This window comes from Campylobacter pinnipediorum subsp. pinnipediorum, from assembly GCF_002021925.1.
GTDB classification, from domain to species: Bacteria; Campylobacterota; Campylobacteria; order Campylobacterales; family Campylobacteraceae; genus Campylobacter_A; species Campylobacter_A pinnipediorum.
Genome location: NZ_CP012546.1, coordinates 1182415 through 1199318 on the forward strand (window position 1 = coordinate 1182415; position 16904 = coordinate 1199318).

Annotated in this window: 18 protein-coding genes; 3 read left to right on the top strand and 15 right to left on the bottom strand. The window is 30.0% G+C overall.

The window, feature by feature from the left end; translation table 11 throughout:
- The 3 genes from CPIN17260_RS06145 to CPIN17260_RS06155 are packed head-to-tail and all read left to right on the top strand — an operon-like array spanning position 1 to position 3343.
- On the top strand, positions 1-1896 hold the full coding sequence (locus CPIN17260_RS06145; RefSeq protein ID WP_078440748.1) for a primosomal protein N': 1896 nt from the start codon (positions 1-3) through the stop codon (positions 1894-1896).
- Between the two features lie 60 nt (positions 1897-1956).
- The gene (locus tag CPIN17260_RS06150) at positions 1957-2520 is read left to right on the top strand and encodes a CheB methylesterase domain-containing protein (protein ID WP_069632588.1); all 564 of its coding nucleotides are present in this window, start codon (positions 1957-1959) and stop codon (positions 2518-2520) included.
- The gene (locus tag CPIN17260_RS06155) at positions 2510-3343 is read left to right on the top strand and encodes a CheR family methyltransferase (protein ID WP_069632587.1); all 834 of its coding nucleotides are present in this window, start codon (positions 2510-2512) and stop codon (positions 3341-3343) included. Before CPIN17260_RS06150 ends, CPIN17260_RS06155 begins: the two co-directional genes overlap by 11 nt.
- Positions 3344-3361: 18 nt before the next feature.
- On the opposite strand, the gene CPIN17260_RS09680 is transcribed toward CPIN17260_RS06155, so the two are convergent.
- The 15 genes from CPIN17260_RS09680 to CPIN17260_RS06210 all read right to left on the bottom strand — a co-directional run bounded on the left by CPIN17260_RS09680 (position 3362) and on the right by CPIN17260_RS06210 (position 16795).
- Positions 3362-3646 (bottom strand): hypothetical protein, encoded by a 285-nt coding sequence (locus CPIN17260_RS09680; RefSeq protein WP_226996919.1) that lies wholly within the window; start codon positions 3644-3646, stop codon positions 3362-3364.
- Positions 3647-3887: 241 nt separating this feature from the next.
- Positions 3888-4052, bottom strand: a complete 165-nt coding sequence (locus CPIN17260_RS09685; RefSeq protein WP_233144015.1) for a hypothetical protein — start codon at positions 4050-4052, stop codon at positions 3888-3890.
- A 200-nt stretch (positions 4053-4252) separates the two neighbouring features.
- Positions 4253-4486 carry a TRAP transporter large permease subunit gene (locus tag CPIN17260_RS09690; RefSeq protein ID WP_250637781.1) on the bottom strand — a complete coding sequence of 78 codons (234 nt, stop codon included), beginning with the start codon at positions 4484-4486 and terminating at the stop codon, positions 4253-4255.
- A gap of 29 nt (positions 4487-4515) precedes the next feature.
- Entirely contained in the window at positions 4516-4677 is a 162-nt protein-coding gene (locus CPIN17260_RS09695; RefSeq protein WP_335582265.1) for a TRAP transporter large permease subunit, read from the bottom strand.
- Positions 4674-4835 (bottom strand): TRAP transporter large permease subunit, encoded by a 162-nt coding sequence (locus tag CPIN17260_RS09700; protein ID WP_250637783.1) that lies wholly within the window; start codon positions 4833-4835, stop codon positions 4674-4676. Before CPIN17260_RS09700 ends, CPIN17260_RS09695 begins: the two co-directional genes overlap by 4 nt.
- Before the next feature lie 607 nt (positions 4836-5442).
- On the bottom strand, positions 5443-8484 hold the full coding sequence (locus tag CPIN17260_RS06165; protein WP_416160591.1) for a cytochrome c biogenesis protein: 3042 nt from the start codon (positions 8482-8484) through the stop codon (positions 5443-5445).
- A gap of 146 nt (positions 8485-8630) precedes the next feature.
- Positions 8631-9335: a carboxy-S-adenosyl-L-methionine synthase CmoA gene (gene cmoA / locus CPIN17260_RS06170; RefSeq protein WP_069632585.1), complete on the bottom strand. Its 705-nt coding sequence runs from the start codon at positions 9333-9335 to the stop codon at positions 8631-8633.
- Positions 9336-9343: 8 nt separating this feature from the next.
- Positions 9344-10195, bottom strand: coding sequence for a bifunctional riboflavin kinase/FAD synthetase (locus CPIN17260_RS06175; protein WP_069632584.1), 852 nt, complete (start codon positions 10193-10195; stop codon positions 9344-9346).
- Entirely contained in the window at positions 10161-10868 is a 708-nt protein-coding gene (gene tlyA, locus CPIN17260_RS06180) for a 23S rRNA (cytidine-2'-O)-methyltransferase TlyA (RefSeq protein WP_078440749.1), read from the bottom strand. The genes CPIN17260_RS06175 and tlyA overlap by 35 nt, the downstream gene beginning before the upstream one ends.
- Positions 10858-12816: an NAD-dependent DNA ligase LigA gene (gene ligA, locus CPIN17260_RS06185; protein ID WP_069636242.1), complete on the bottom strand. Its 1959-nt coding sequence runs from the start codon at positions 12814-12816 to the stop codon at positions 10858-10860. The genes tlyA and ligA overlap by 11 nt, the downstream gene beginning before the upstream one ends.
- Positions 12810-13949: a dihydropteroate synthase gene (folP, locus tag CPIN17260_RS06190; RefSeq protein WP_069632581.1), complete on the bottom strand. Its 1140-nt coding sequence runs from the start codon at positions 13947-13949 to the stop codon at positions 12810-12812. The genes ligA and folP overlap by 7 nt, the downstream gene beginning before the upstream one ends.
- An 18-nt stretch (positions 13950-13967) precedes the next feature.
- Complete coding sequence (locus tag CPIN17260_RS06195; RefSeq protein WP_078440750.1) at positions 13968-14585, bottom strand: DNA polymerase III subunit delta'; 618 nt, start codon at positions 14583-14585, stop codon at positions 13968-13970.
- A gap of 1 nt (position 14586) precedes the next feature.
- Complete coding sequence (locus tag CPIN17260_RS06200; protein ID WP_078397652.1) at positions 14587-15129, bottom strand: HobA family DNA replication regulator; 543 nt, start codon at positions 15127-15129, stop codon at positions 14587-14589.
- A complete protein-coding gene (locus tag CPIN17260_RS06205; protein ID WP_078440751.1) occupies positions 15129-16331 on the bottom strand; it encodes an aspartate kinase in 1203 nt (400 codons plus the stop codon). Before CPIN17260_RS06205 ends, CPIN17260_RS06200 begins: the two co-directional genes overlap by 1 nt.
- A complete protein-coding gene (locus CPIN17260_RS06210) occupies positions 16331-16795 on the bottom strand; it encodes an RNA pyrophosphohydrolase (RefSeq protein WP_069632577.1) in 465 nt (154 codons plus the stop codon). Before CPIN17260_RS06210 ends, CPIN17260_RS06205 begins: the two co-directional genes overlap by 1 nt.
- Between the last annotated feature and the right edge of the window lie 109 nt (positions 16796-16904).

Genomic DNA, 16904 nt, shown 5'->3' on the forward strand with positions numbered 1-16904 from the left:
TTGCAAAGTAATTTTTATTATAAAATTTCATTTCCTGGACTAAATTTAGAAATACTAACCTACAAAAGCAAGGTAGAAATATGCTTATTTAAAGCTGTATTAGTATCTTTAAGATCAAAAAAAATAATGGGTTTTGTGATTTCAGAAACTACAGAACCTGAGTTTGAAACACTAGAAATTTTAGAAGTTCTACCTTTTTATTTAACAAGCATGCAAATAGAACTTTGTAAGTTTATAAGTTATTACTACACTTGTGAGTTTGGAGCTTCTCTGTCTTTATTTGAACCAAAAATAGATAATCAACAAAAAAAATACAACTTTACAATAAGCAACAATAGACAAAAAATATTTAAAATTGTAAATTTTGCAAAAAAACCACTTTTAAGCAAAGAGCAACAAAAAGCATTTGAGTTTATAAAAAATCAAAAAAATAGCTTATTGTTTGGAGATACTGGTAGTGGAAAAAGTGAAATTTACATAAGTTTAATAAGAGAGGCTTTAAACGATAACAACCAAGCACTCTTTTTAATGCCTGAAATTTCATTAACACCACAAATGCAAACAAGGCTTGAAAACTATTTTGGAGACAGTATCGGTATTTGGCATTCAAAAATAACAAAGAAAAAAAAAGAACAAATTTTAAAAGATTTAATATCTGGCAAAATCAAACTAATAGCAGGAGCGAGGTCTGCTCTATTTTTACCATTTGAAAGGCTAAAAATCATAATAGTTGATGAAGAGCATGATGATAGTTATAAAAATTCAATATCAAATCCACACTATAACGCAAGAGATTTAGCTGTATTTTTATCATCAAAATTGGACATAAAAACAGTTCTTGGTAGCGCCACTCCAAATGTTACTAGTTTTTACAAATTTCCTCACTTTAGACTAAAAGGCACATTTTTTAAATCAAATAAAAATATAATATACGATGAAACCGAAACCCAATTATCACAAACAATAATTAACCAATTACAAAAAACACTTGCAAGCAAAAAACAAGCAATCATCTGTCTTCCAACAAGGGCAAATTTTAGATACCTAACATGCAAAGAATGTGCAGATACAATAAAATGTCCATTTTGTAGCATAGGAATGAGTTTTTACAAAAAAGAAAACATACTAAAATGCCAATACTGCGAGTTTAAAATGCCTGTTACAAACACATGTGATAAATGCGGAAGCAATATGATAGAAGCAAAAAAAATTGGTACAAGTGAACTTTTAGAACAACTACAAAATGAATTCGCAAATGCAAATATTATAAAATTTGACAGAGATGAAATAACAACACAAAATAAGCTTGTAAAAATTTTAAAAGATTTCAACAACAAAAAAATAGATATTTTGGTTGGAACACAAATGTTAAGCAAAGGGCATGATTATCATAATGTTGATTTGGCTATAGTAATGGGGGTAGATGAGCTGCTTACTTATCCTGATTTTCGTGCGTATGAAAAAACCCTATCATTAGTAAAACAAGTTTCAGGAAGAGCCGGAAGAAAAGGCGATGGTACTATAATACTACAAACAAGACAAAAAGATTTTTTTAAAAAATACCTAGATGACTATGATAAATTTATACAATACGACTTAGAATGTAGAAATAATTTATATCCACCGTTTTATAGAATTTTAAGAGTTGTTATATCCCATCAAAATGATAACACAGCCAATGAAATATTAAACAACTTAATAAATATAACAACAAAACAAAAAAACATAAATTTAATAGGTTATGGTAAGTGCAGTATAGAAAAGATAGGCTCAAGATTTAGATATGAAATTTTAATTCGCTCAAAATCATATAAAAGCTTAATAAACACGGCTCAAAAACTAAAATATAAATATAAATATATAGATATAGATATAGATCCTGTTAATTTTTCTTAATTTTATCAATATTTTGTTATAATTAAAAAAAACATATTTAAAAATAAAAAAGGCTATTTTATGTCTCAAAAACTTATAGTCATAGGTGCTTCAACCGGAGGGCCGGGACACATCAAAAAACTTCTAAAAGATATCAATCTAAATGGTGCAACAGTTGTAATAGCACAACATATGAACAAAATGTTTATACCATCTTTTGCTGCACAAATTGCAAAAGAGTGCAGTATAAAACTTGAAATTTTAAAAGAAAAAACTATTTTAAAAGAAAAAGTATATGTTTGTGAGAAAAATTTTGTCATATCAGACACTCTCCCATTGTCAGCTAAACCTAATTCAGAAAACAAAACAACTTTTACACCAAATGTCGATATGCTTTTTGATTCTTGCGTTAATATATCTAAAAGCATTGATTTAATGGCAATACTTCTTACAGGAATAGGAGATGATGGAGCTAGCGGGCTAGATAAACTTCAAAAAGCTGGAGTAAAATGTATAGCAGAAAATGAAGAAAGTGCGATAGTTTATGGTATGCCAAAACGTGCAAAAGAGCTAAACCCTACAATAAAGTCATTAAATTTAACAAATATAAAAAAAGAGCTGGAGGGCTTTTTAAATGTTATTTAAAAAAAATAATCAGGAAATAAACAACAACAATCAAACAGAATTTCCATTACCAACCGATATAGATGGGATTGATGATTTTATAAAAAATATAAAGGTGTTATCAGGTGTTGATCTTGAACCAAAAAGAGAAATAACAATCCAAAGACTTGAAGCTTTTGCAAAAAATAAAAGGATAAAAACTTTTAAAGAGATAGCTTCTATAATAAAATATAACTCTGAAACTAGACAAGATATCTTAAACCTAATAACAGTAAACGAGACATATTTTTACAGAGAGCTACCTCAATTAAAAGATGTAATAACTTACGCAAAAGAACTTCCCAATGCAAATATACTTTGTGCACCATGTTCTACAGGAGACGAAGTCTACTCGCTAGCAATGATAGCTAATGAAATGGGAATGGATCCAAAATTACTACATATAATAGGAATAGATATTAACTCTCAAGCTATAAAACAAGCCAACTCTGGTGTTTATAACGATAGAAATTTACATAGACTTAATGATTTTCAAAAAAATAAGTTTTTTGAGCTGCAAAACGATAAGTATAGTATCAAAAAACACAACTTAGCAAAATGTGAATTTAAAGTGTTAAATGTATTTGATGATTCTATATTTAATATAGGGAAATTTGATATTATCTTATCAAGAAATATGATGATTTATTTTGATGATAATTTTAGATTAAAATGTATAGAAAGACTACATAAGATACTAAAAGATGATGGTAGGTTATATACAGGTCATGCTGATTTGATACCTTATACCTCGATATATAAAAAGAAATTTGGTAATGGAGTTACTTTTTACGAGAAAGACTAACCTTACATCTAGACTGCATTAGTCGCAGTCTAGAATATTTTCTTTTTTTGATTTTATCCATTGTGTTAAAAATACAAATCCGTAAATAATAGCGCAAATAATATAACTAATATATTCATTAGGTATTATTAAACACTTAGCACATATATTTAGAACAAGTGCTAAAGAAACAACTGGTATAAGCAATAATCTTTCCCATATTCTAAGATTTACAATAAAACAACCTTGTAACAAAGATGAAAAAGCAAACATTCCAACAAATACCATAGTAAAAACAACAACTATCTCAATAGGATTACTCAACCAGACAATACTTTTTGTATAACAAGGATTTAATGGATCAGCTGATTCAATCAATAATAATTTATTATTAAAGAAAAAAAGGTAAAATAGCAGTTTTTAAATCATAAAAAAATCCCTGAACTCCAACTATAACTGGATTTGTTTTGCTATGCCAGTGGCCACATAAGCTGCTATACCAACAGGGTATCTTCAGCTAAAATACCAAAATAAAATACAAACAAATGAACAGCAATGACTGGAATCAAAAATCCATTTTAGCAGCAAGTAAAAGTATAACGGGAGCTACCAAACTAGATACAGCTATATAATTTGCTATTGTTGAAAGACTCATGCCAAGCAACAAAGATATTAAAGCAGTTAAAAATAAAATAAGTATTATGTTATATCCTACCAACTGTTCAACCACCTCAGATAAAACCTGAGCAAGGTCAGTAAGCGATATAGAGCCAACTTATAATACCAGTCAAAGCTGTGACCGCAACTATAGTAGTCAATTTTAGTAGCTGCAACTATAGCCAAAAATATTACTAAAGCCTATAGATATATCTTATATACCTACCTTTTCTTCCATGGTAAGTTTTTTTACTGGTTCTTGAAAAATCATTATCAAAAACAATAACAAAATAGCATTAAAATAGGAAGTATATAAAGAAGTCCACTTACAAATATTTTAAATTTTGATTGATATTCGTTATCCTTTATTCCTTTAAAACCAAGCTTACAACTTTCCAAATGTACTATAAAAAATAAAGATATATAACACGCAAAAGCAGAAATAATAACAGCTATCATAACATTTGTATAACTCATGCCTAAAAACTCAGCTATTATAAATGCCACCCCGCACCCATAGGGGCATAAGCTGGCCATTAAACACCTGCAGCGACCTCTATAGCACCGGATTTTACCCTTGTAAGTCTAGCTTTTTTCATCAAAAGTATAGTAAATATTCCAACTGTTACAACATTTGCAGTAGAGCTTCCACTAACTATATTTGTAAGACCACTAGCTACAACAGATGCTTTTATTATATCTCCTTAAAACGACCAAGTAAAGCAAACGCTACATTTATAAAATACTGACCTATTCCAATCCTTTCAAGTAAAGATCCAAAAAGAACAAAAAGATATATAAAACTTACACTAACACCCATAGGAACACCAAAAACACCCTCTGTTGTTAAAAACATATGTCCCACAGCAAGCTTTTATATACTAGCACCTTGGTGCGATATAAGATCACGCATATACTGACCAAAATAATCATACATTAATATACCACAAATAACTCTTCTTATAGCTTCTATAATCACAAAAAGCTATGCGGAGATAACCATATCTCTTTGCAAATAATCACCAGGTCTAAAGTAAGACCATAAATCAACAGCTGGTTAAACAACACCTATACCAACCACAAATATCAAAATATCATAAAATGGCATTTTAAAATGTGCTTTTTTGTGTATTTTTATTAAGATAAAGTAAAAATATCAACACTATAGCAAAAGATAAATGTATAGAGTGAGAAATAGTAGTATTTTACGGAAAATAATCAACATATAGCTGAAAGACAGACCATAAAAAGCATATACTAATCACAAAATAATTAAAAAAACTAGAGTCAATTTCTCTAGTTTTAACCTCAACAAATTCTTCTTTTTCTGATGGATAACTAATGCCTATTCTTATACCTCTAATCAAATTTAAGTATAAGATTATATCAAAAAAGTTAAGTAGCTTATAATATATCAATATTAAGTAGAAAACACCCCCTGTAATAGAGGGTGTTTGGATGGATTATATTTTAGTACAAATTTTTCTTTTAAAATAAGCAAGAACGCTAACAAAAATCATTACGCTGATTATAATCCATATAAAGTTAGGAACAGGAAAACTATCGCCGGCAGCATAAGAGTGCATACCAGCTAAATAAAAGTTAACGCCAAAGTATGTCATAATAATAGACCAATAAGCAAACATAGATAAAACAGCAAAAACATATTGGCTATTTATTTTTGCAACAAATCTAATATGCAATACAGCAGCATACACAAGAATAGAAACTAAAGCCCACGTCTCTTTACTATCCCATCCCCAGTATCTTCCCCAGCTTTCGTTTGCCCATACACCACCAAGAAAGTTACCAAGTGTTAATAAACTTATACCAAGTATCATAGCCATCTCATTTATTCTTGTTGCTTCTGTTATATTTTTTAGAATTTGCGGATTTGGTTTTTTTGTATTTGATAGTCCTATTAATACTAAGACAAAAAATCCAAGTAATGCACAAAGACCTAAAAATCCATAGCTAGCAGTTATAACAGAAACATGTATTGTAAGCCAATAGCTTTGCAAAACAGGAACTAGGTTTGTGATTTGAGGATCCATCCAGCTAAGATGAGCAACAAATAATGTAACACCAGCTAAAATAGACGTTAACGCCATTGCTATAGGACTTTGTTTTGAAAAAATTATACCTGATAAACTTAATGCCCAAGCTATATAAACCATAGATTCATAAGCATTGCTCCAAGGAGCATGTTCTGATATATACCATCTTATACCAAGACCTATTGTATGAATTATAAAAGCTAAAATATTTAAATAATAAATTCCCTTAAAAATACCATTGATATTTGCACGAGGTATTAGCATTTTTAAAAATACAAATATCAACAATACAAATCCAGCTAATAAATATACAGGGGTAAGTCTATCAAATATATTAAGGCGATTAAACAATATCTCTGTATCCAGTCTTGTTTTTGAAGGTATTATCGCCGAACCATATTTTTGTTGATAATCACTTATAGCTTGAAGTGCTAAATCAGCTTTTGACCAGTCATTACTAACAATAGCTTCATCAACAGAAACAAAATAATCTTTCATCATATTTGCTATCTCATTTGCTTCAGTCATAGGCATACTAATGAGTGCTGAGTTTGGTGCATACCAAGTATTTGATGGATCATCTTGTTTTGGGAAAATTTTAAACATTTCGCCAGTAAATACCATGTAAAAGACATTTAATCTCTCATCTATTTTAATAACATCTTTATCAAAAGTACCCCTTGAACCAGGATGCTTTCTATTTGCCACATCAGCATATCTTGTAAGTTTATACTCACTACTATCATCTTTTAGAATAAAAAAGTCATTAAAATTTGCATATTTTTGTTTTTCATCTACACCAAGAACTTTTTTAACCTCTTTGTTTGTTCCGATAGAAATTATATTTTCTTGTCTCCAATAAGGTGGATCAACCATTATAGATAAAACAACTTGATTTGAGTTCAAAGAGCCTATATTATTGCTTCTATGAATTTTATTTAAAACCTCTTTACTTACAGTATCAAAAGGCTTCATTCTTCCATCTTGACTTTGAACTAGCAATCTTCCTAATTTTTCAGCATGCTCTTTACTGATATTTGGTAAAAAGTCAGCAGCATTAACACTTGTTGTATTTAAAGCAAAACAGGTAAAAAATACAAAAATAGCTGTCTTTTTTATAGAGTCTTGATTTATCAATCTAGCAAGTTTCATAAATCTTGAGTTTGGATTTATGATATTTAACAAGAGTCCTAAACCAAGTAAAAAATAACTAATATAAGTAGGTATTTTACCTGGGTCTTTATTTACAGAAAGAATAGTTCCACGCTCATCCATATCATATGAACTCTGGAAAAATCTATATCCAGCATAATCAAGAACATGGTTCATATAAATTCTATAATCAAATTCTTTGTTGTTAGGATCTTTTACTACAACATCACTAGCATAACTCATAGGTGAGTTTGAACCAGGATATCTTTTGAGTTCAAAATCTTTAAGATACAGGCTAAAAGGTAATTTAATCTGTTGAAAACCCCATGAAGCACTAAACACTTGAGTGCCTATGATAGCCTTAGCTGGCTCTATTAGATTGTGAAAAAGAACCATCTCCTTATCTTCACCCTCATAGCTTAGATTTGCAATGATTGCATCAAACTCGCTATTTTTATCAGGAACCAATCTTCTAGCGGCACTAGAAGATAAAAACTTAGCAGAAAAATTAACATCGCCTGCTGTAAAAAGATTTAAAGTTTGCAAATCAACTTTTGTATCAGCAGGCACAGTTGTTTTTGCATTATCAGCCATAGAAAATTTTGAAATTTCTGTATTTGAAGTAATATAAAATTTATCATCTTTTAACTCAAATAATACATATTTTTGACCATCTTTTGGCGTAGCATTAAATAAAAAGCTAACATTTCCAGCTACAACTTCTTCTCCATCAAGCAAACTAACTTCTTCTCTTTCGCTTGCGTTAGAAAGAACTAACTCTATAACAGGTTTTCCGCCTTTTTCATCAACAAATTTATAACTAGCATTTGGAACATATTCTAAAAATTTAAGCTTAGCTTGTTTTCCTTCAAGATCAAGAGTCAGATCAAATCCACTCTTGCCAAGAACCTCAAGCTCACGCGGAATAGAAACAGAATAGTCCTTACCATTAAGTTTTGTTTCAAAGTTTATATAAGAACCTCTTGTAGTTATTATATTTGTCTCTGTATTTTCTCTAATATGAACATTGCCCTCAAAACCAAAATATCTAGTTATACCAGCTCCTAGTAAAATTCCTAAAAAACTCAAATGGAATAAAAAAGATGGTAATTTTTTTAAATTTATAAGCTTATATCTAAAGATATTATAAGCCAAATTTATACCAAGTAAAAGTTGAACGGCAGCAAACCAACCAGCGCCATAAACATAGCTCCAAGCCATTTGGGTAGATGTTTTGCTCTCTATAATCGTTGCAGCACCACTAGCAAAAGCAAAGATTATTAGCAAAATTATCATTGATCCCATACTAAAAAAATTCTTTAGAAACATTGTTAGCCTTTTTTTAAATATAATCATTTCAAAAAAATTATATACTATTTTTTTAAATGTAAGTTAAGTTTTTTAAATGATTTAAATTTACAATGTAAATTTAAATCAAATATTTACTTAAAAGCTATAAAACTCATAAAATTACCCCACTTAAAGATACTCTCAACTCTTTTAAATCCTGCCTTTAAAACTAGGGTCTTATTTTCTTCTTCGGTATACGGAATCAATACATTTTCAAGCGCTTCTCTTTTTTGAGAAATTTCATAACGAGAATAGCCTTGATTTTGCTTATAATTTTCATATACCTCAATCATCTGTTTTGCAAATTTCTTATCTTCATAAATAATTTTTTCACTAAAAATAAAAATTCCATTATCATTTAAACCATTATATATATTTTTTACAAGTGTTTCTCTTTTTATTGGTCTTATAAACTGCAATGTATAATTTAACAAAACGGCATCAAAATTATTAAGCTCATATTCTAATATATCACACACTTTAAGTTCAATTCCAGCACCATAAGCTTTTGATTTTTGTGATGCAAGTTGTATCATAGCATCTGAATTATCAACACCAAACAATCTTAAATCATCTCTTAAATTATAAATAGATATCAAGCTTGTCGCAGTTGAACAACCAAGATCTATTAGCTTTGCATTACTTGGTAAAAGTTTAGATAAAATATCAGCTATAAGACTCAAAGAAACATCATAAAACGGAACACTCCTACCAATCATATCATCAAAAACACTAGCAACAGATGAATCAAACTCAAACTGCTTATCTATCGGTTGTGTAAAAATTTTATCTTTCATATATAAACCTATAATGATAATTTACAAGCAAGAGATATTATTCTAGCATTATTTATATCTTCTTGTATTGCTTTTTTTAGCTCTTCTAAGCTTTCAAATTTAATATTATTTCTTAATTTTGATATAAAATAAACGGAAACTTTTTTTGGAGCATGTTTTATATTTTCATCCAAAATATGAGTTTCTAAGCTAAACTTACCATCAGTACTAAGCCTATCTCCTATAAATGTTACAGAGCCAAATATCTTATTTCCTATTTTTGTCTTAGTGGCATACACGCCATCACTAGGTAACACATAGCCCAAATCCCTTAAATTTAGTGTAGCTACAAGTTTTTTAGAGCCTATACCTTGACCACTTATAACTTCGCCCTCTATTGAATATTCGCGACCCAAAAACATATTTGCTCTTTGTATACTACCTTTTTTTATAAGTTCTCTAATAATAGAACTATGAACACCGATACCATCAAAACAATATTCATCAACGATGACAACTTCGCCATCAAACATATCTTTTAGATCATACCTATTCCAAGCTCTATCTTTTCCAAATCTAAAGTCAAATCCAACAACAATTTTATTTAAATGCTTAAAATCTTTTTTTAAAAGCTTTATAAAATCATAACCAGAAAGAGATTTTATATCTTCAAATTCATACAAAAAACAGGGATAATTAGAATACTCAGCCCTTTTTAGCCTTGGCGTTATATTTGCAAAATTCTTATCTATAACGACAAGTCCGCCATATTCGCCAAGATGTTTTAAAAGCTCTTTGTGACCTTTGTGAATTCCATCAAAATGGCCAATTGCGACCGCAGTTATATTATCTTTTGTTAAAAGCGTAGAAAAATTCGGCATTTCCTTCCTTTCCCTTTAACTCACACTCTTTTGTTTCAATAAGTATCCAGCCTAATTTTGCACATTCTAGTTCAAAATTTTTCATAACAAGACCTATAGATTTTTTATCTACAACAACTCCTTTTTTGTTTCTCTTAACACTTTTACCAACTTCATATTGTGGTTTAAACAATAAAACAGCAGTTGAACCCTCATACATAAATCTATCAATATCTTTTAAAATTTGCAAGATAGATATAAAAGAAACATCGCAGGTTATAATATCAAATTTATCATTATTTTTAAACTCTCTAATGTCAGTTTCTTCATAAATTTCAACACGACCATCATCTCTTAGGCTTTTATCAAGCTGATCTTTACCTACATCAATTCCAACGACTTTATCGATGCCATTTTCAAGTAAAATTTGCATAAAACCGCCCGTAGAGCTTCCTATATCAAGAGCATTTTTACCTTTTAAATCCAAGTTAAGATACCTTAAAAAACTTTTAAGTTTCAAAGCCCCACGACCAACATAAATTTTATCTAAAAGCTTAATATCAGCATCTTCTATCTCAAAAGCAGGTTTTGATAAAATTTCACCATCAAACATAACTTTTGAGTTTTTTATAAGCTCACTTGCCTTATTTCTACTTATATCAAGCTTTGTTGCCACAAAAATATCAGCTCTCATTTATCATGCTTTCTAATTCTTCTTCTGATATGACCTTAACCCCTAAGCTTAGTGCTTTTTCAAGCTTACTTCCAGCTTCCAACCCAGCCAATACAAAATCAGTTTTTTTAGACACAGAACCCGAAACCCTTGCACCAAAACTTTGCAACATATCTTTTATCTCATCTCTTGATTTACTAAGAGTTCCCGTTATAACAAAAGTTTTATCTGTAATCAAACTTTGCTTTACTTCGCTAACTACAGCTTTTGGACTTACTATGCTTATTAAATTTATTATCGTTTCTTTATTAATTTGAATAAATTCAATAAAACTTTTACTCATTTCATCACCGAAACCATCAAGCAAAACAACATCTTCATAACTAACATTTAACCAATTATCACCAAAAGCCAAAGCTATCTTTTTAGCAGCTACTTCACCTATATGCTCACACCCTAGCCCATTTATAAACCTTGAAAGATCACAATTTTTACTATTTTCAATAGCATTTAATAAATTTTTTACCTTCTTGTCTTTAAAGCCTTCAAGACAAATTAAATCTTCATATTTAAGATGATAAATATCTGTTATATTTTTTATTAGACTTTTTTCAAAAAGCAAATTTACTATCGCATCTCCAAGACCATCTATGTTTAGACATTTTTTTGAAGCATAATATATAATTGAGTTTATAACCCTTGCTTTACATTCTAGATTTTGACACTTTACAAAAACACCTTCATCAAGCAAGCGAGAGCCACATTCAGGACAATACTTAGGGCGCTCTATCACAAGCTCCGAGCCATCTCTTCTATCTTTATAAACACCCGTTATCTTTGGTATTACATCGCCTGAACGAATTATACTAACATAATCATTTTTCATAACACCAAGTCTTTGTATCTCATCAAAATTATGAAGTGTTGCTGATTTTACCCTAGCACCATCTATCACAACCTCATCTAAAACACCGACAGGTGTAACAACACCACTTCTTCCAACCTGAAAAGACACATCTATAAGCCTAGTAGTTTTTTGTATAGCTGGAAATTTAAAAGCAACCATAAATTTTGGAAATTTAACAGTATAGCCAAGCTCATTTGAGCCATCAAGTTCATCAACTCTAACAACCATACCATCCATTAAAATCGGCTTTTCATCTCTTAAACCCAAAAGCTCTTCATAACACTCATAAATTTCATCAACATTATAAACAATCTTAAAAAAATCATCAAAATAAAATCCAAGTTTTTTTACAAAGTTCATTATTTCACTATGTTTTTTAAACTCTAATTCATGTTCTCCAACACCCCAAGGTACAAATAAAAGTCTTCTACTAGCAGTTATCTTACTATCAAGTTGTCTTAAACTTCCAGCAGCGGCATTTCTTGGATTTGATAAAAGCTGTTCTGAGTTTTTTGCCCTTTGCTCATTCAAAGCATCAAAATCAGATTTTTTTATAACAACCTCGCCTCTTATCTCTATCTTGTCTTTATAATCAATACTTAAAGGGATACTTTTTATAACCTTTGCATTTTGTGTTACATCTTCTCCAACAAGTCCATCGCCTCTTGTTATAGCCTTAACCAAAACTCCATTTTCATAAAGCAAATTTAAACTTGCTCCATCAAATTTTGGCTCAACCACAAAGCTAAATCTACTCTTATCCCCTCTTTTTAACCAAGCAATAAGTTCATCTTTACTAAAAATATCTTCCATACTCCACATTTGTTTTATATGGCTTGCCTTGCTAAATTTATCACTTATCTCTCCGCCTATTTTATTTGTTGGCGAAAAGATAGAAACCTTACTTGGATTTTGTCTTTCATATTCAAGCACCTTGTGATAAAGCTCATCATACTCTTCATCACTTGCTATTGGCTTATCATCCGTATAATATGCCTTAGCCCATTTGTTTAAAACTTCAATAGCTTTTTCATACTCATTTTGATTTGATATTTTTACCATAAATTTACACTCTCCATTGCTAAATGCATTGCAAAAAGCTGCTTGTGTTCTGCTACATCATGAGTTCTAATAACGCGAGCACCATTTTCAAATGATTTTAGATGAAGATACAAACTACCACTAAGCCTATCTTTAACTTCACTTGTATAATAATGATTTATAACTGATTTTCTACTAGCACCAACAAGCAATGGATAGCCAAAATGAGTAAAATGCTCTAAATGCTTCATTAAAAGCAGATTGTGTTCTGGTGTCTTACCAAAGCCTATCCCAACATCTAAAAATATCTTTTTAGCACCATTATACAAAGCCTTATTTATTTTTTCTTCAAAAAAACTATCAATTTCTCTTATTAAATCATCATATTTGGGATTATTTTGCATAGTTTTTGGATCATTTTGCATATGCATCATACAAAACTCGGCATCATATTTACAGGCAAGTTTTGCTAATTCAGTATTTGACGTAATATCATTTATCATAACAAATCCGCGATCTAGTGCATATTCAAGACAATACTCATCAAAACTATCAAGGCTAAATTTTACTTTATCATATAATTTTTCTTTATATATAAGATCCACAACATCTTTAATACGTCTAAATTCCTCATCTCTTCCAGCATACTCACTTCCAGGTCTAGAACTAACACCGCCTATATCTATATAATCAGCCCCATCTTCAATAAATTTTAAAATTCTCTCTAAGCTATCTTCCATACTTATACGACTACTTGGATTAAAGCTATCCTCATTAATATTCAACACTCCCATTATTAGTGGTTTTTTGGGTTTGTTAAATTTTAAAGCTAAAAAGTTAGATAAGTTTTTAAGGCCAAAATCTTGCAATTTTTCTTTCTTGCAAAGTTGTTTTAATTGTGCATCAGTTCCTATAAGCAAGGCATTACTTGGTTCATCTTTTCCAAAAATAGTATTTTTATTGGTCACTAATTCGGCTCCGACACTCAATGCATCTTGTTTTAAGATATTTGCCGCCGGAGATTTAATATTTTTAATAAAAAAAAAGTTTATATTTGATTTTTTTTTCATCATATCTTGACCAGATAAGCTTGGAGATATTTGCTTACAAATTTCATCAAAATTTGATTCTTTATTTATTTTATAAATTGTCATTTTTCCAACCTTTAAATTTTATTTTTTACTTTTATTTAAAATATTTAATAAAAGTGGCGTTAATATACTATGAGCTTTTGAATTTAAAGAAGCTAAATTTACTATCTTATAAAAATAAGATAGCTCATCTTCACTAAATTTAAACCCAGCCTCTAATGCTTCTAAAATAATAACGCTTAAAATTTCTTTTAACTCATTTTTACCAAAACCATCACTACGTTCTTTTGTTTCTATTGTCTGTATAAAATTATAAATTTCTTTTAACTCTAACTGTCTAAGGTTTAACCCTGAGCTAATTTTTTTTCTTTTTTTATTTTTATATTCTACTATCAAACGAGAACAAATAGTAGGAAGCAAAGCATTTTTACTAGGTGCAACAATATAAAAAAATATATTTCTAGGCGGCTCTTCTATAACTTTTAGGAGTGAATTTTGAGCCTCTATGCGAAAACTCTTAGCCATCAAAACCAATAATTTATCTTGTTCTTCAGATATATAAGCTTCATTTATGACATTATTTGCATTTTCTATTAAAAAATCATCACTTATAAAAAATTTAACATTATGTTTTAATTCTATCTCAAGCTCATTTTTAATATCATTAAAGTCATCAGATATAATAATCTTACTACGCATTTTATAAGCTTAATTCAGCAAAAAGAGTCGCATCTATGCTTTTATCAAGCAAATTATACAAGCTTATAAGTTTTGTATCCAATTTATCATCACTCGAGCTAAGATAAAAGCTATTTTGAACTTGTTCATCAAAAAGCCACATATAACTATCATCATTTAACTTTGCAATTTGCGATTTTTTATCAGAACTTTTTCCAATATAAAAATAGACATATCCATTTGGAAAAACTATACTAAGCATATCTTCAAGTAACATTATCTGCTCTTTTGAACTAATGTCATCCAAAGATGGATATATTGATTTTAGGCTTACAAATGGTAGCAATGGACGAGCAGAATTTACACTATTGATTTTTTTCAAAAGGTATGTTTCAAACCACTCTCTATCATTATCAGTAAAAACAATAAAAGTTCGACCATTAAGCAAATATTTTAAGCGTGGGGCCAAAAGATTTGCCCACTCAACACGCTTTTCTTCCATCCAACTAAGTAAAAGACCTTCGGAGCGTATAGCATCCAAGGTCCATTTCATAAACTCTTGCATTATTTTTCTAACTGATAAGCATTATGCAAAACACGAACAGCTAGCTCTGCATACTTTTGATCTACTATAACAGAAAGTTTTATCTCGCTTGTAGAAATCATTTGTATATTAATACCCTCTTTTGCAAGTGTTTCAAATGCCAGACAAGCTATACCACTATGGCTTTTCATACCAACACCAACTATAGACACCTTAACGATTTGATCATCATATTCAATATGCTTTGCGGCAGCTAGAGTACTCATGGTTTGTTTGGTAAGCTCTAACTCATTTTGCGGAACTGTAAAACCCAAATTTGTAGTGCCGTCTTGTCCAACGTTTTGAATAATCATATCAACATTTATATTTTTTTCAGCCAAAACTGTAAAAATATCAGCAGCAATACCAGGTTTATCAACAACACCTCTTAAAGTAACCCTTGCTTGATTTTTATCCAAAGCTATACCACTTACCAAAACCGCTTCCATACTAACATCCTCTCCTGTTATCAAAGTCCCTTCGTTATGATTAAAACTATTTCTAGTTATAAGTTTTACATTTAATTTTTTTGCAAGTTCCACAGATCTATTTTGCAAAACTTTAGCCCCAGCACTTGCCAGCTCTAACATTTCATCATAGCTAATTGCATTTAATTTTTTTGCTCTTTTTTCTACCCTAGGATCTGTTGTATAAACACCGTCCACATCTGTAAAAATTTCACATAAATCAGCATCCAAAGCACCAGATAAAGCAACAGCACTAAGATCGCTTCCGCCACGACCAAGAGTAGTGATATCTCCACCTTTTGTAATACCTTGAAAACCCGCAACTATTACTATTTTTCCATCACGAAGCTCTCTTTTTATTCTAGATGTGTTTATGTTTTCTATTCTAGCTTTTGTGTGGATATCATCTGTGTATATCCCTGCCATAGCACCAGTTAAACCAACAGCCGGATAACCCATCTCATTTAAAGCTATAGTTAAAAGTGATGTAGTTACCTGCTCACCTGAGCTTAAAAGCATATCCATAGCTATAGGATCTGGTTGTTTTGAAAAGTGTTCGCCGTATTCAACTAATTGATTAGTAACACCACTCATAGCAGAAACAACAACTACGACATCGGCGCCACTTTTTTTAGTTTCTATAACTCTTTTTGCAGTTGCTTCTATTCGTTCAAGCGTTCCAACACTCGTTCCTCCAAATTTTTGAACGACTAGCATTAAAAAAATCCTTTCTCTTTAAAATATGTCAAAACCTTTGTATATATCGGTCTTTTAAAGTGATTTATGTCATTAAAAATTTTATTAACATCAACAAATTTATACTTACTAAACTCTGGAAATTTAGTATTTAAATCAATCTTAGCGCCACCTTTTAGTTTTACTAAAAAATACTTTTGTGTTTGTCCATCATAAGGATACATCTTAGTTGGTGCACTGTTTGGAAAATCATAACTCAACCAATCAGGATATTCATCTAAAATTTCAACTTGATTTGTTCCTATTTCTTCTTCCAACTCTCTTAAAAGAGCATCCTTGGGATTTTCTCCTTCATCTATACCGCCCTGCGGAAACTGCCATACATGTTCTAAATCAACTCTATTTCCTATAAAAACATCACATTTTAAAGGATAAGCTGATGATAAGATAACAGCTGCCACATTGGGTCTATATTTTTTTTTCATGTTTTAGCCCATTGATTATTTTTTAATTATGCGAGATTTTATCCAAAAAGAGTTTACATGGTGTTTAAAACAAAACTTGATAATAATTTAATTTTTTTATGTAAAATGA

Excerpts from the sequence above, each read along its gene's own strand:
- CPIN17260_RS06165 (WP_416160591.1), bottom strand. The coding sequence starts at position 8,484 with ATGATAATTTTGCTAATAATCTTTGCTTTTGCTAGTGGTGCTGCAACG.
- CPIN17260_RS06200 (WP_078397652.1), bottom strand. The coding sequence starts at position 15,129 with ATGCAAGAGTTTATGAAATGGACCTTGGATGCTATACGCTCCGAAGGT.
- CPIN17260_RS09700 (WP_250637783.1), bottom strand. The coding sequence starts at position 4,835 with ATGTTTTTAACAACAGAGGGTGTTTTTGGTGTTCCTATGGGTGTTAGT.
- CPIN17260_RS06195 (WP_078440750.1), bottom strand. The coding sequence starts at position 14,585 with ATGCGTAGTAAGATTATTATATCTGATGACTTTAATGATATTAAAAAT.
- folP (WP_069632581.1), bottom strand. The coding sequence starts at position 13,949 with ATGACAATTTATAAAATAAATAAAGAATCAAATTTTGATGAAATTTGT.
- CPIN17260_RS06155 (WP_069632587.1), top strand. The coding sequence starts at position 2,510 with ATGTTATTTAAAAAAAATAATCAGGAAATAAACAACAACAATCAAACA.
- cmoA (WP_069632585.1), bottom strand. The coding sequence starts at position 9,335 with ATGAAAGATAAAATTTTTACACAACCGATAGATAAGCAGTTTGAGTTT.
- ligA (WP_069636242.1), bottom strand. The coding sequence starts at position 12,816 with ATGGTAAAAATATCAAATCAAAATGAGTATGAAAAAGCTATTGAAGTT.
- CPIN17260_RS06210 (WP_069632577.1), bottom strand. The coding sequence starts at position 16,795 with ATGAAAAAAAAATATAGACCCAATGTGGCAGCTGTTATCTTATCATCA.
- tlyA (WP_078440749.1), bottom strand. The coding sequence starts at position 10,868 with ATGAGAGCTGATATTTTTGTGGCAACAAAGCTTGATATAAGTAGAAAT.
- CPIN17260_RS06205 (WP_078440751.1), bottom strand. The coding sequence starts at position 16,331 with ATGCTAGTCGTTCAAAAATTTGGAGGAACGAGTGTTGGAACGCTTGAA.
- CPIN17260_RS06175 (WP_069632584.1), bottom strand. The coding sequence starts at position 10,195 with ATGCCGAATTTTTCTACGCTTTTAACAAAAGATAATATAACTGCGGTC.
- CPIN17260_RS06150 (WP_069632588.1), top strand. The coding sequence starts at position 1,957 with ATGTCTCAAAAACTTATAGTCATAGGTGCTTCAACCGGAGGGCCGGGA.